Source organism: Accumulibacter sp. (genome assembly GCF_023806635.1).
In the GTDB taxonomy this organism is placed as follows: domain Bacteria; phylum Pseudomonadota; class Gammaproteobacteria; order Burkholderiales; family Rhodocyclaceae; genus Accumulibacter.
Genome location: NZ_JAMTDQ010000081.1, coordinates 40,228 through 52,805 on the forward strand (window position 1 = coordinate 40,228; position 12,578 = coordinate 52,805).

Consider the following 12,578-nt stretch of genomic DNA (forward strand, 5'->3'; position numbering starts at 1 on the left):
ATTCTATGCGTCGCGCCAGGCAGCGTCAACGCTGCCGACGGTCCGAGCCGCCGCGCGCGTCGCGGCCGTCACTTCCGCGCCTTCGCTCCTGCCGGCACGACCGAGACGGCCATCGCCTCGGAGAACACGCCCTCGACCTGGTCGCCCTTGCTGATCATCTTGAGCTGCTTTGGATCCTTGATCTTCAGAGTGACGGTCCGCAGCGCTCCGCGCAGCGTGACGGTGCCCTTCTTGCGGTCGACCTGTTGTACGTCGGCGATGAACGCCACTTCCTTCGATTCAAAGGCGCCCGGCATCTGGCCCGGCGCGGCTGTGCCCTGTTGTCCGCTGTCGATGCGCTCACGCAACTGGCCACCACCCTTCCTGAGGGTCATCAGCAGTTCCTGGGAATAGCTGATCACGACCAGGTCGCCGACCTTGATCTGGGCGAAGTTCTTGACCTGGTCTCCGACGACGAACTTCGATTGTTCACCCTTGGTGTCCCTGAGGACGATGGTACGTCCGGCCTGGTCGATCGCCTCGACGGCGAGGGTGACTCTGGCCTCGACGATGCCGGCAAACTGGCCGGGAGCGACGGCGACCAGACCCTGGGCGACGGCTGGCTGGGCGGCTGGCTGTTGTGCCGCGACGGTGAACGGGGAGAACAGAAATGCAACGGTGGCGACGATGGTGCGGATGGGCATGCGATACTCCGGAAACTGGGGAATCGGTCGATGGGGGATGACGGCTGCGGGCTTTGTCACTGCAAGGTCCGGGCGGTGCCGCAGATCGTGCGGTTCAGGCTCCAAGAGTCCTCACTCGCCGCGACTGGCGACGCGTGCCTTGAATCCGGCACCGGCAGCGAATTTCGGGACGGTGGTCTGCGGGATGACGATCTTCGCGCCGGATTTCGGGTTCTTTCCTTCACGGGCAGCGCGCTCGCTGGCCTTGAAGGAACCGAAACCGACCAGCGTGACCGTGTCCCCCCGGGCAACGGCGTCGATGATGGTCTCGAGGACGGCGTCGAGGGCCTTCGCCGATGCAGCCTTGGAGAGTTCGCTGCGGGCGGCGATGGCGTCGATCATTTCGGACTTGTTCATATTGGGCTCCTCGGATGGTTGAAAGGTCCTTCTCAGGCAGGCATGCTGTCGTCCACCACGGCTACGCCAGGTGATCCTGTCAGCAATTCAAAGGCAACAATTCTTGCATGGATCAGCTTCGTGCAAGCAAAAATTTTTGCCCCCGGAAGGTCGCTTGTTGCTTGCCGGCAGCGTTCTGGCGGTCGCCTGGCTCAGCCCCCCCATCAGCGGGCCAGGGGCCGCTGCGCCAGTCCAGGTCTAGCCGGCACATGCGGCCGGTGTTGCCGGGCCGCCATCCGAGGCGCGATGGTGCCGGACCAGCAGGGCGCGCAGAAACCGTCCGCTGTGGCTGGCGGTAACGTCGGCAAGCTGTTCCGGCGTGCCCGTGCCGATGATCGTGCCGCCGCCGGCACCGCCTTCGGGGCCGAGATCGATCAGCCAGTCGGCTGTCTTGATCACGTCGAGATTGTGCTCGATCACCACCACCGTGTTGCCGTCGTCGGCGAGTCGGTGCAGCACGCCGAGGAGCAGTTCGATGTCGTGGAAGTGCAGGCCAGTGGTTGGCTCGTCGAGAATGTAGAGGGTGCGGCCGGTGTCGCGTTTCGACAGTTCGAGGGCCAGCTTGACCCGCTGCGCCTCGCCTCCGGACAGGGTGGTTGCCGACTGGCCGAGGGTGATGTAGCTCAGACCGACATCGACCAGGGTTTGCAGCTTGCGTGCGACGACCGGCACCGGGTCGAAGAACTCCCGTGCCATCTCGACGGTCATCTGCAGGACTTCGTGGATGTTCCGGCCCTTGTACAGCACCTCCAGCGTCTCGCGGTTGTAGCGCTTGCCGCGGCAGACGTCGCAGGTCACGTAAACGTCGGGCAGGAAATGCATCTCGACCTTGATGACGCCGTCACCCTGACAGGCTTCGCAGCGTCCGCCCTTGACGTTGAACGAGAACCGGCCGGGTCCATAGCCGCGCGAGCGCGCCTCCGGGACGCCGGCAAACAGTTCCCGGATCGGTGTCAGAAGACCGGTGTAGGTTGCCGGATTGGAACGTGGGGTACGACCGATCGGGCTCTGGTCGACGTTGATCACCTTGTCGAAGTGGTCAAGGCCGACGATCAGGTCATGCTCGGCGGGCTCCGCGGTCGAGCCGTAGATCTGCCTGGCTGCCGCCAGGTAGAGCGTGTCGTTGATCAGGGTCGATTTGCCCGAGCCGGAGACGCCGGTGATGCAGGTGAACAGGCCGACCGGGATTTCGGCCGTGAGGTTGCGCAGGTTGTTGCCGCGGGCGCCGCTGATGCGCAGCATGCGCCCCGGATCGGACTGTCGGCGAACGGCGTGCAGGCCGATACCGCGGCGTCCGGCAAGATAGTCGCCGGTGAGCGAGTCCGGGTTGTCGGCGATCGTTGCCGGCGAGCCCTCGGCAACCACATGGCCGCCATGGATGCCGGCGCCGGGGCCGAGGTCAACGACGTGATCGGCGCTGCGGATGGCTTCCTCGTCATGCTCGACGACGATCACCGTATTGCCGATGTCGCGCAGTTGTCGCAGCGTCTGTAACAGGCGCTCGTTGTCGCGCTGATGCAGGCCGATCGACGGCTCGTCGAGGACGTACATGACGCCGGTCAAACCGGAGCCGATCTGTGAAGCGAGGCGGATGCGCTGCGCCTCGCCACCGGAAAGGGTCTCCGCCGAACGCTCGAGCGACAGGTAGTCGAGGCCGACGTTGATCAGGAACTGCAGGCGACTGACGATCTCCTTGAGCACCTTTTCCGCCACCTGCGCCCTGTTGCCGGGAAGCTGCAACGAAACGAAGTAGTCTCGCGCCGTGGCGAGGGGCAGGCGATTGATCTCGTGCAGGGTGCGCGCGCTGTCCTGGCTGCCGATGCGCACGTTGCGCGCTTCCTCACGCAGTCGGCTGCCCTGGCAGGCGGGGCAGGTGCGGTGGCTGATCAGGCGTGCCAGTTCCTCGCGCACGGCCAGCGAGTCCGTCTCCCTGTAGCGTCTTTCGAGATTGACGATGATGCCTTCGAACGGGTGCTGGCGGATGGTCGTTCGCCCGCGCTCGTTGAGGTAGCCGAAGGGCACCGCTTCGCGACCGGAGCCGTAGAGGATGATCTGCCGCAGGTCGTCCGGCAGATCCCGGAACGGGGTGTCGAGCTGGAAGCCGTAGTGTGCGGCGAGCGAGCTGAGCATCTGGTGGTAGAAGGGGTTGCGCTTGTCCCAGCCGCGGATGGCGCCGGCAGCGAGCGACAGATCGGGACGGGCGACGATGCGCTGCGGATCGAAGAACTGGATGACGCCGAGCCCGTCGCACTTCGGGCAGGCGCCCATCGGGCTGTTGAAGGAGAAGATCCGTGGCTCGAGTTCCTGGATCGAGTACGAGCAGACCGGGCAGGCGAACCGGGCCGAGAAGAAATGCTCGCGCCCGTTGTCCATCTCGCAGGCGATGGCGCGGCCATCGGCGCAGCGCAGCGCCGTTTCGAAGGATTCGGCCAGGCGCTGGCGGATATCCTCGCGCACCTTCAACCGGTCGACCACGACATCGATCGAATGCTTGTGCGTCCGGGCGAGCCGGGGGAGTGCGTCGATCTCGTGAATCTGTCCGTCCACGCGCAGCTTGGCAAAGCCCTGCGCGCGCAATTCGGCAAAGAGCTCGGCTTGCTCGCCCTTGCGGTTGGCGACCACCGGCGCAAGGATCATCAGCCGGCTGCCTTCCGGCAGTGCCAGCACGTGGTCGACCATCTGCGACACTGTCTGCGCGTCGAGCGGCAACTGGTGCTCGGCGCAGTACGGCGTGCCGGCGCGGGCGAAGAGCAGGCGCAGGTAGTCGTGAATCTCGGTGACCGTGCCGACAGTCGAGCGCGGATTGTGGCTGGTCGCCTTCTGTTCGATCGAAATCGCCGGCGAAAGTCCCTCGATGAGGTCGACGTCGGGCTTTTCCATGCGCTGCAAGAACTGCCTGGCATAGGCGGACAAGGACTCGACGTAGCGCCGCTGCCCCTCGGCGTAGAGGGTGTCGAAGGCGAGTGACGATTTGCCGGATCCCGACAGGCCGGTGATGACGATCAGGCGGTTGCGCGGCAGGTCGAGGCTGATGTTCTTCAGGTTGTGCGTGCGCGCACCACGAATTCGGAGCTGGCTGTGGTTGTGGCTGGTATCGTCCATCGGGGAGCTGGCCTCGGGCGCCGGGGGCAAACCTGCTAATATACGCAATTTCGCAGTTTGGCAGCAAACCACATGTCCGTCTTGAGCAACGATCGCATGAGCAGTGAAGAAAGGCTCGCCGGCATCAGCCTGGCGGCGGTCTTCGCGTTGCGCATGCTCGGCCTGTTCCTGATCCTGCCGGTCTTTGCGCTCTACGCCAGCGAACTGCCGTCGGGCAGGGACATTGTGCTCGTCGGGGTGGCGCTCGGCGCCTACGGCCTGACGCAGGCCTGCCTGCAGATTGCCTACGGCGCGGCTTCCGACCATTTCGGCCGCAAGCCGGTGATCGTCTTCGGCTTGCTCCTGTTCGGCATTGGCAGCTTCGTCGCTGCCCTCGCCGACGACATCTATCTCGTCATCGTTGGCCGCGTGCTGCAGGGTGCGGGCGCGATCTCGGCGGCGGTCACGGCGCTTGCCGCCGACCTGACGCGCGAGCAGCACCTGACCAAGGTGATGGCGATGATCGGTTCGTCGATCGGGCTGATGTTTGCCGTGTCGATGGTCGGTGCGCCGTTGCTCTATGCGGCGATCGGCATGCCGGGCATCTTCGCGCTGACCGGCGGGCTGGCTCTGCTGGCGATCTTCGTCGTCCTGCGGGTCGTGCCGACGGCGCCGATGATGCCGCGGCAGCCGGCCTGGCAGAGCTTCGTCGAAGTGCTGTCGCACCAGCAGCTGCTGCGTCTCAATTTTGGCGTCTTCGCGCTCCACCTGATGCTGACCGCGATGTGGGTCCTGTTGCCCACCGAACTGGTGAAGACGGGCGGTCTGCCTGTCGCCGAGCACTGGAAGGTCTACCTGCCGGCGCTGCTCGTCTCCTTCGTCATCATGGTGCCGGCGATCATCGCCGCCGAACGCTTCGCGCGCTTGAAGCTGATCTTCAACGCCGCGATCGTGCTGTTGCTCTGCGTGCAGGCGGGCTTCGGGCTGTTTGCCGGCGGCCTTTACGGACTGGCTTTCTGGCTGATGCTGTTCTTCGTCTCCTTCAACATCCTCGAAGCGACGCAGCCGTCGCTGATTTCGCGCATCGCGCCGCCACACGCCAAAGGAGCGGCGCTCGGGGTTTACAATACGACGCAGGCGCTCGGGTTGTTCCTGGGCGGCGTGCTGGGTGGTGTCCTCGCCAAGTACGCCGGTCCCGGGGCCGTCTGGGCGGGTGGTGTGCTGCTGACACTGGTGTGGCTGATGCTCGGCCTGACGATGGTCATGCCGGCAGTGCGCCAGCGGCCGGCGGCAGCCTGAGAGTTCTCATCATCGTTGCGATTTTTCCAATACCGTTCAGGGAGGCGATATGGCTTCGGTAAATAAGGTAATTCTCGTCGGTAATCTCGGGCGCGATCCCGAATCCCGCTATGCACCGGATGGTAGCGCGGTTGTGAGCGTATCGCTGGCCACAACAGACACATGGAAAGACAAGGTGACGGGAGAAAAGAGAGAGGCCACCGAGTGGCACCGTTTGGTTTTTTTCGGCCGGCAAGCTGAGATCGCCGCCCAGTACCTAAAGAAGGGTTCGCAGGTTTACATTGAAGGACGACTCCGTACACGCAAGTGGCAAGATAAGGAAGGGCACGAGAGGAACACTACCGAGATCCACGTTGACCAGATGCAGATGCTGGGGTCACGGCAGGGGTTGGGCGAACCATCTTACGCAAGTGCTGGAAGTGTTGAAGGCACTGCGTCCTTCGGCGGCGCCAAGCCGAGCCCAAGCAAGAAGACGCCCGGCTTCGAGGACATGGATGACGACATCCCGTTCTGATTGACCGGCCGGGCAGCGTCTCGGCCTGCTTCAGCGCTGCACGCCGGCCGCCCCGCGAAAACCGTGACCGATTCGTGCCGCGAGGCGGGATGGTGGCCTGTGGCTCGTCGCCATGAGGGGGCAGGCGGGGCGTGCAACTGCCGGAAAGGAAATGGGATCCGCATTGCGGATCCCATTTCCTGCCGCCGATGCGGGGCGCCGAACGACGCCCTGCTGCGTTCAGGAGGCGAAGTTCTGCTCGGCGAAGCTCCAGTTGACGAGGCTGCCGAGGAACGTCTCGACGAACTTCGGTCGCAGGTTGCGGTAATCGATGTAGTAGGCATGCTCCCAGACGTCGATGCACAGCAGCGCCTTGTCGGCGGTCGTCAGCGGCGTACCGGCGGCACCCGTGTTGACGATATCGACCGTGCCGTCCGGCTTGCGCACCAGCCAGGTCCATGCCGACCCGAAGTTGCCCACTGCCGATGTCTGGAAGGCCTTGACGAACTCCGCGAAGGATCCCCAGCGGGCGTCGATCGCCGCTGCCAGCGCGCCGCCCGGAGCACCGCCCCCGTCGGCCCGCAGGCAGTTCCAGAAAAAAGTGTGGTTCCAGACCTGCGCCGAGTTGTTGTAGATGCCGCCCGCCGGGGCCTTGCGGACGATCGCCTCGAGGCCCAGTTCCTCGTACTCCGTTCCCTTGATCAGGTTGTTGAGGTTGGTGACATAGGCCTGGTGGTGCTTGCCGTAGTGATACTCCAGGGTTTCCTGCGACATGTGCGGTGCCAGTGCGTCCATGGCGAAAGGCAGTGGCGGCAGCTTGTGTTCCATCCGTGTTCTCCGAAAGTATTGTCTGTAGCAAAAGGTGTAGCGGGCAGGACCCCTGTTCCGTGCTCGGCCGGGATTCTATGCCGGCACTGCGTTGCTGGCAAATGAAGCTGCCGGCGCATGGTCGCACGACGCGGCGCACGGAGACGCGCGCCGCATGCCCCCTGATCCGGGGCGGATCGCTGGCGAGCGGTTGAGGCTGACGGACGTTGTCGGACCGGCCGGATGCCAGGTGCCGAGTGCCGAGCGTTTACGGTCGGCCATCATCGCCAGAAACCGCCAGCACCATCGCGTCCGCTCGTCCATCGTGCAAAAAGACAGCGATCTCCTCGCCAGGTTCCAGCATCGCGCTGGAATGGACGATCTGCTGCTGCCCGTTGGTGACGATGCTGTAGCCGCGAGCCAGAACCGCCCGCGGGTCGAGCTGCGACAGGCCGGCCTGCAGGCGGCCCAGTTCGGCCGCTCTGCCGTCGAGGGTCTGCCGCCCCGCCCGTTCGAGGTGCGAAGCGAGCGACTGCAGTCGCAGCGTCTGCTGCGCCACAGTGGGGCGGTGCTGGTGCAGGCGATGCTCGAGGTTGGCCAGCGTTCCGCGTGCCCGCGTGCTGCACGACAGGAGGCCGGCGGCGAGGCGGCGCCGCAGGTTGCGCAGCGCTTCCCGCTGGCGCGCGAGGGCTTGCCCCGGGTGCTGCAGGCGGCGGGCCAGCCAGTCGAGCTGCTGGGCGCGCTGGTTGAACGCCTGTGTGGTCTGGCGACGGAGCGCGAGATGATCTGCGAGCAGCCGCGCGAGCAATGCGCTGCGTTCCGGGGCGGCCATTTCGGCTGCCGCAGTCGGCGTCGCCGCGCGCCGATCGGCGGCAAAGTCGGCAATCGTGAAGTCGGTCTCGTGGCCGACGCCGCTGACCACGGGTAACGGACAGGCGCGAATGGCGCGGGCGACAGTCTCCTCGTTGAACGCCTGGAGATCTTCCAGGCTGCCGCCACCGCGGCAGAGGATCAGCAGGTCGCACTCGTCGCGTTCGCCGGCACGGCGAATGGCTTCCGCAATCAGCGCGGCGGCGCCGTCACCCTGGACGGGCGTCGGATAGACGACGATCGCCACCTGGCCGGCCCGCCGGCCGAGCGTGCTGAGGACGTCGCGCAGGGCTGCGGCCTGTGGCGAGGTGACGATGCCGATGCGCTGGGGAAAGGCCGGCAGGGAGCGCTTGAGCGCGCTGTCGAAAAGGCCCTCGCGGGCGAGTCTTTCCTTCAGGCGCAGAAAGCTCTCGTAGAGGTTGCCCTGGCCGGCGCGGCGCGCGGCCTCGATGTTGAGCTGGAAATCGCCGCGCGCCTCGTAGAGGGTGACCAGCGCCCGTGCCTCGATGTGCTGGCCGTTTTCGAGGCGCCAGCCGAGCAGTTGCACCCGGTTGCGGAACATCACGCAGCGGACCTGCGCCGCGCTGTCCTTGAGCGAGAAATAGACGTGTCCGGAAGCGGCGCAACTCAGGTTCGACACCTCGCCGGCAACCCAGCACAGCGGGAAGGCGGCTTCGAGACGCTCGCGCGCCAGCCGGTTGAGTATGGACACCGGGATGACCGCCGCTGGCGCGTCGCAGGTGGCTCGGCCTGACGGGAAATCTTCCATGGCCGGATTCTACATCGCCGCACGCCGCTCGCGCCCGCCAGCGCCGCCCGGCAGAGATCCCGGCAGCGGCCGCAGCGATGCGCCTGCCCGCTTCTCCGGCGGACGGCAACCATCTTCCCCGGTCGGCTCGGGTTTCCCTCGCCAACAGGCTCCCGGATGATCTGACCACTGATGATGGGGAACATCTGCGGTGCCGCGAGGCGGCGTCGTTGCCTGCTGCCGCGGACGGGACTTGCCGCAGGCTTCGTCGCAGGCTAAAGTGCCCGCCTGTCCCCATCTTGCGGAGCGAACGGGTGTTTTCCATCATTCAGGCTGCTGGCTGGCCGATCTGGCCCTTGCTGCTGGCGTCAATCATTGCCGTGGCGTTGATCATCGAGCGCCTGGTGGCGCTGCGGCGCAGCAAGGTCATCCCCGCCGGACTGCTGCAGCGGGTCGTCGCCGAGTACCGGCAGAACGGCGCCAGCGCGGCACTGGTCGGCAACCTCGAGACGCACTCCCCGCTCGGTCGCATCCTCGCCGCCGGCCTGCGCAACGTCGGCAGTTCGCGCGAGGTGATGCGGGAAACGATCGAGGAGACCGGTGCGGTCGTCCTGCACGAGCTGGAGCGCTACCTGACGACGCTCGGCACGATTGCCTCGATCAGCCCGTTGATGGGCCTCTTCGGGACCGTCGTCGGCATGATCGAGATCTTCGGCTCGCAGGCACCCGGCGGCAGCAACCCCATCCAGCTGGCCCACGGGATCTCGATCGCGCTCTACAACACCGGTTTCGGGCTGCTGATCGCCATTCCCGGGATGATCTTCTGGCGCCATTTCAGGGCGCTGGTGGACGGCTATGTCGTCGAGATGCAGCAGCAGGCGGTCCGCCTGGTCGAGGTTCTGCACGGTGAACGCAGGGCGTGACGGAAGGGGCTGGCGATGAACTTCCGACGCGGCCGGACCAGCGACGTTCCCGAGATCAATCTGATTCCGTTGATCGACGTGCTGCTGGTGATCATCATCTTCCTCATGTTGACCACCACCTACTCCAAGTTCTCCGGGCTCGAGATCAACCTGCCGACGGCAGAAGCGAGCAAGCCGGACGAGCCGCCGAAGGAGATCAACGTGACCCTGACCGCCGCTGGCCAGGTGCTGGTCAACAAGGCACCGCTGGCGTCGGCCAGCGTGCAATCGATCAGTGAGGCGCTGCGGCGCGCTGCCGGCGACCTCAAGGAACCGGTGGTCGTGATCAACGCCGACGCCAAGGCCAACTACCAGAGCGTCATCGACATCATGCAGGCGGCGCAGGCGGCGGGCTATCCGCGCATATCGTTCGCCACCCAGTCGCCGCACTGATGGCCGCCGCGGGCCTGCTGCGGCGGCTGCCCGGGTGGTGGTACGAGCGCCGTCTGGTGCCAGCCCTGTGGCCGATGTTGCCGCTTTCCTGGCTGTTCGCGGGGCTGGTGGCGCTGCGGCGGCGGCTCTATCGCTGCGGTCTGCTGACTGCCTCCTGGCTGCCGGTGCCCGTGATCGTCGTCGGCAACCTGACCGTCGGAGGCAGCGGCAAGACCCCGCTGGTCCTCTGGATCGTGCGGCAGCTGCGGGTGGCCGGTTGGCGGCCGGGAATCATCAGCCGGGGGCACGGGGGCTCGGCGCGCACTGTGCTCCCGGTTGCCGGCGATTCGCCGCCGTCGGTGGTCGGCGATGAGCCACTTCTTCTGGCGCGGCGCAGCGCTGTGCCGGTGTTCATCGGCGCCGACCGGCTTGCTGCGGGGCGTGCTTTGCTGGCAGCCCACCCCGACTGCGACGTGATCGTCTCCGACGACGGACTGCAGCACTATCGCCTGCAGCGCTCGATGGAAGTGGTCGTCTTCGATGGGCGCGGCGCGGGCAACGGACGACTGCTGCCGGCCGGTCCCCTGCGCGAGCCCCTGCGACGTCTGCGTGCGGCGGACGCGGTCGTCTGGCATGGCGACCGGGAACAGCGCATCGAGCAGTTCGCAGCGACCCTGCCGCAGGCGGTGATGCACCTCGCCGGCGAGCGTTTCGTCGCCGCCGCTGGTTCGGCGCGCAGTTGCAGCGCGGCTTCACTGCGCGGACGACGGTTGCATGCGATCGCCGGTATCGGCGATCCGCGGCGCTTCTTTGCGCAGCTCAGGGCTCTCGATCTCGACTTCGAGGAGCATCCGTTCCCGGACCACCATTCCTACTGCGCGGCGGACCTCTCCTTCGCCGCCGATGACGTGCTGCTGATGACCGAGAAAGATGCGGTAAAATGCGCCGGGCTGGCGCCGGGGGAGGCCTGGTTCCTGCCGGTCGAAGCCGTGCTCGGCGCTCGCCCGGGTCGTCTTGGTCTGCTCGAGGCAATTCTGGAGAAACTCAATGGACGCGCGCCTGCTTGACATTCTCGTCTGCCCCGTCTGCAAGGCCAATCTCGAGTATCGCAAGGCCGACGCGGAACTCCTCTGCAAGCCCTGTCGGCTGGCTTTCCCGGTGCGGGACGGCATTCCGATCATGCTCGCCGACGAAGCGCGGCCGCTGCGCAGCGACGAGGTCTGACGGCGCGGCCGGGCGAGATCGCGATGCGCTTCAAGGTCGTCATTCCCGCCCGCCATGCGTCCACCCGCCTGCCCGGCAAGCCGCTGCTCGATCTCGGCGGCAAGCCGATGGTCGTGCGTGTCGCCGAACGGGCGTCGCTCGCGGGCGCCGACGAGGTGGTGGTCGCCACCGACCACCCGCTGGTGCTCGAGGTCGTCGGGCGGCACGGCGTGCGCGCGCTGCTGACCAGTCCCGCTCACGCCAGCGGAACGGATCGCCTGGCGGAAGTGGTCGAACTGTCCGGCTGGAGTGAAGACGAGCTCGTCGTCAATGTCCAGGGCGACGAGCCGCTGATCGACCCGGAACTGATCGTCCGCACGGCATCCTGCCTCGCCGGCAGCGGTGCCGACATCGCCACCGTCGCGCATCCGGTGACTGACGCAGCCGATTTCTTCAATCCCAACATCGTCAAGGTCGTCGTCTCGGCGCGCGGCGATGCCCTGTATTTCTCGCGCGCGCCGATTCCCTACGCCAGGGACCACTTCGCCCGTGAGGCAGGTGGCGAGACCCTGCCTCCCGCCATGCTCGCCCACCGTCACGTCGGCATCTACGCGTACCGCGCGCACTTCCTGCGGACCTACAACCAACTGGCGCCGTCACCGCTGGAGGGCATCGAAGCACTCGAGCAGTTGCGTGCCCTCTGGCATGGCTTTCGCATCAGCGTGGCGATCGTCGACCACCTGCCGGCGGCCGGCGTCGATACGCCGGAGGACGCTCGCCGCATGCAGGAATGGTTCAAAAAGGTTTGACCGTGCGCCCGTTTGCGGGTAAGTTTCCGCCTGTCGATCACGACAACGTGTTGCAGTGGCCCGCTTGTCATGGTGCAAGTGATTGAAAATATGGATCAAGTCACCTTTTGTGGTGGCTAGGAAGGCGAACCATGAAACTCATCCTGCTGGGCGCTCCAGGCGCCGGCAAGGGCACTCAGGCCCAGTTCATCCGGGAGAAGTTCGGCATTCCACAGATCTCCACCGGCGACATGCTGCGTGCTGCGGTCAAGGCCGGAACGCCGCTGGGAGTCGAGGCGAAGACGGTCATGGATGCCGGTGGGCTGGTATCTGACGAGATCATCATCGGTCTGGTCAGCGATCGGCTGCGACAGGATGACTGCCGCACGGGCTACCTGTTCGACGGCTTTCCGCGGACGCTGCCACAGGCTGAAGCGATGAAGCTCGCCGACGTGGCGATCGACTACGTGCTCGAGATCGATGTGGCCGATTCCGAGATCATCGAGCGGATGAGTGGCCGTCGCGTGCATCTCGCGTCGGGGCGCACCTACCATGTTCGCTTCAATCCGCCACGTGCCGCTGGACAGGACGATGTCACCGGCGAGGATCTCATCCAGCGCGACGACGATCAGGAGGCGACGGTTCGCAAGCGGCTCGAGGTCTACCATGGGCAGACCAGGCCGTTGCTGGACTATTACCGTGCCTGGGCAGCCAGCGGCGACCCGAAGGCGCCGCAATGCCGCAGGGTCTCCGGTGTGGGCAGTGTCGAGGACATCCGGCAGGCGGTTTTCGAGGCGCTGTCCTAGGCGTCGGGCGATGATCGACAAGCGACGGCTG

13 protein-coding genes are annotated in these 12,578 nt (G+C 66.0%); 8 read left to right on the forward strand and 5 right to left on the reverse strand.

Annotated elements, in window-relative coordinates:
* Positions 1-68: 68 nt before the first annotated feature.
* From NFW30_RS14115 to uvrA, 3 genes are all read right to left on the reverse strand, one after another.
* Positions 69-683, reverse strand: coding sequence for a hypothetical protein (locus NFW30_RS14115; protein ID WP_295356152.1), 615 nt, complete (start codon positions 681-683; stop codon positions 69-71).
* A gap of 111 nt (positions 684-794) precedes the next feature.
* Positions 795-1,079, reverse strand: a complete 285-nt coding sequence (locus NFW30_RS14120) for an HU family DNA-binding protein (RefSeq protein WP_295356153.1) — start codon at positions 1,077-1,079, stop codon at positions 795-797.
* Positions 1,080-1,316: 237 nt separating this feature from the next.
* On the reverse strand, positions 1,317-4,220 hold the full coding sequence (uvrA, locus tag NFW30_RS14125; RefSeq protein WP_295356155.1) for an excinuclease ABC subunit UvrA: 2,904 nt from the start codon (positions 4,218-4,220) through the stop codon (positions 1,317-1,319).
* A 72-nt stretch (positions 4,221-4,292) separates the two neighbouring features.
* On the opposite strand from uvrA, the gene NFW30_RS14130 reads away from it, so the two are divergent.
* Together NFW30_RS14130 and ssb are read left to right on the forward strand one after the other, a co-directional pair.
* Positions 4,293-5,498: an MFS transporter gene (locus NFW30_RS14130; protein ID WP_295372305.1), complete on the forward strand. Its 1,206-nt coding sequence runs from the start codon at positions 4,293-4,295 to the stop codon at positions 5,496-5,498.
* A gap of 49 nt (positions 5,499-5,547) precedes the next feature.
* Entirely contained in the window at positions 5,548-6,012 is a 465-nt protein-coding gene (gene ssb / locus NFW30_RS14135) for a single-stranded DNA-binding protein (RefSeq protein WP_295356158.1), read from the forward strand.
* 219 nt (positions 6,013-6,231) lie between these two features.
* Here the strand turns inward: ssb and NFW30_RS14140 are convergent, their stop codons facing one another.
* Together NFW30_RS14140 and xseA are read right to left on the reverse strand one after the other, a co-directional pair.
* A complete protein-coding gene (locus NFW30_RS14140) occupies positions 6,232-6,819 on the reverse strand; it encodes a Fe-Mn family superoxide dismutase (RefSeq protein ID WP_295356160.1) in 588 nt (195 codons plus the stop codon).
* A 247-nt stretch (positions 6,820-7,066) separates the two neighbouring features.
* Positions 7,067-8,437 (reverse strand): exodeoxyribonuclease VII large subunit, encoded by a 1,371-nt coding sequence (gene xseA, locus NFW30_RS14145; protein WP_295356162.1) that lies wholly within the window; start codon positions 8,435-8,437, stop codon positions 7,067-7,069.
* 293 nt (positions 8,438-8,730) lie between these two features.
* Here xseA and NFW30_RS14150 point away from each other — a divergent pair, with 293 nt between their 5' ends.
* The 6 genes from NFW30_RS14150 (at position 8,731) to adk (ending at position 12,547) form a co-directional block, all read left to right on the forward strand.
* A complete protein-coding gene (locus NFW30_RS14150; protein WP_295356165.1) occupies positions 8,731-9,339 on the forward strand; it encodes a MotA/TolQ/ExbB proton channel family protein in 609 nt (202 codons plus the stop codon).
* 15 nt (positions 9,340-9,354) lie between these two features.
* A complete protein-coding gene (locus NFW30_RS14155; RefSeq protein WP_295356166.1) occupies positions 9,355-9,771 on the forward strand; it encodes a biopolymer transporter ExbD in 417 nt (138 codons plus the stop codon).
* Positions 9,771-10,817 carry a tetraacyldisaccharide 4'-kinase gene (lpxK, locus tag NFW30_RS14160; protein WP_295356167.1) on the forward strand — a complete coding sequence of 349 codons (1,047 nt, stop codon included), beginning with the start codon at positions 9,771-9,773 and terminating at the stop codon, positions 10,815-10,817. The genes NFW30_RS14155 and lpxK overlap by 1 nt, the downstream gene beginning before the upstream one ends.
* Positions 10,798-10,974 carry a Trm112 family protein gene (locus NFW30_RS14165; RefSeq protein WP_034933320.1) on the forward strand — a complete coding sequence of 59 codons (177 nt, stop codon included), beginning with the start codon at positions 10,798-10,800 and terminating at the stop codon, positions 10,972-10,974. Before lpxK ends, NFW30_RS14165 begins: the two co-directional genes overlap by 20 nt.
* 23 nt (positions 10,975-10,997) lie before the next feature.
* On the forward strand, positions 10,998-11,762 hold the full coding sequence (gene kdsB / locus NFW30_RS14170) for a 3-deoxy-manno-octulosonate cytidylyltransferase (protein WP_295356168.1): 765 nt from the start codon (positions 10,998-11,000) through the stop codon (positions 11,760-11,762).
* 131 nt (positions 11,763-11,893) lie between these two features.
* Positions 11,894-12,547 carry an adenylate kinase gene (gene adk / locus NFW30_RS14175; RefSeq protein ID WP_295356169.1) on the forward strand — a complete coding sequence of 218 codons (654 nt, stop codon included), beginning with the start codon at positions 11,894-11,896 and terminating at the stop codon, positions 12,545-12,547.
* Positions 12,548-12,578: the final 31 nt, after the last annotated feature.

Excerpts from the sequence above, each read along its gene's own strand:
- NFW30_RS14115 (WP_295356152.1), bottom strand. The coding sequence starts at position 683 with ATGCCCATCCGCACCATCGTCGCCACCGTTGCATTTCTGTTCTCCCCG.
- NFW30_RS14120 (WP_295356153.1), bottom strand. The coding sequence starts at position 1,079 with ATGAACAAGTCCGAAATGATCGACGCCATCGCCGCCCGCAGCGAACTC.
- uvrA (WP_295356155.1), bottom strand. The coding sequence starts at position 4,220 with ATGGACGATACCAGCCACAACCACAGCCAGCTCCGAATTCGTGGTGCG.
- NFW30_RS14130 (WP_295372305.1), top strand. The coding sequence starts at position 4,293 with ATGTCCGTCTTGAGCAACGATCGCATGAGCAGTGAAGAAAGGCTCGCC.
- ssb (WP_295356158.1), top strand. The coding sequence starts at position 5,548 with ATGGCTTCGGTAAATAAGGTAATTCTCGTCGGTAATCTCGGGCGCGAT.
- NFW30_RS14140 (WP_295356160.1), bottom strand. The coding sequence starts at position 6,819 with ATGGAACACAAGCTGCCGCCACTGCCTTTCGCCATGGACGCACTGGCA.
- xseA (WP_295356162.1), bottom strand. The coding sequence starts at position 8,437 with ATGGAAGATTTCCCGTCAGGCCGAGCCACCTGCGACGCGCCAGCGGCG.
- NFW30_RS14155 (WP_295356166.1), top strand. The coding sequence starts at position 9,355 with ATGAACTTCCGACGCGGCCGGACCAGCGACGTTCCCGAGATCAATCTG.
- lpxK (WP_295356167.1), top strand. The coding sequence starts at position 9,771 with ATGGCCGCCGCGGGCCTGCTGCGGCGGCTGCCCGGGTGGTGGTACGAG.
- NFW30_RS14165 (WP_034933320.1), top strand. The coding sequence starts at position 10,798 with ATGGACGCGCGCCTGCTTGACATTCTCGTCTGCCCCGTCTGCAAGGCC.
- kdsB (WP_295356168.1), top strand. The coding sequence starts at position 10,998 with ATGCGCTTCAAGGTCGTCATTCCCGCCCGCCATGCGTCCACCCGCCTG.
- adk (WP_295356169.1), top strand. The coding sequence starts at position 11,894 with ATGAAACTCATCCTGCTGGGCGCTCCAGGCGCCGGCAAGGGCACTCAG.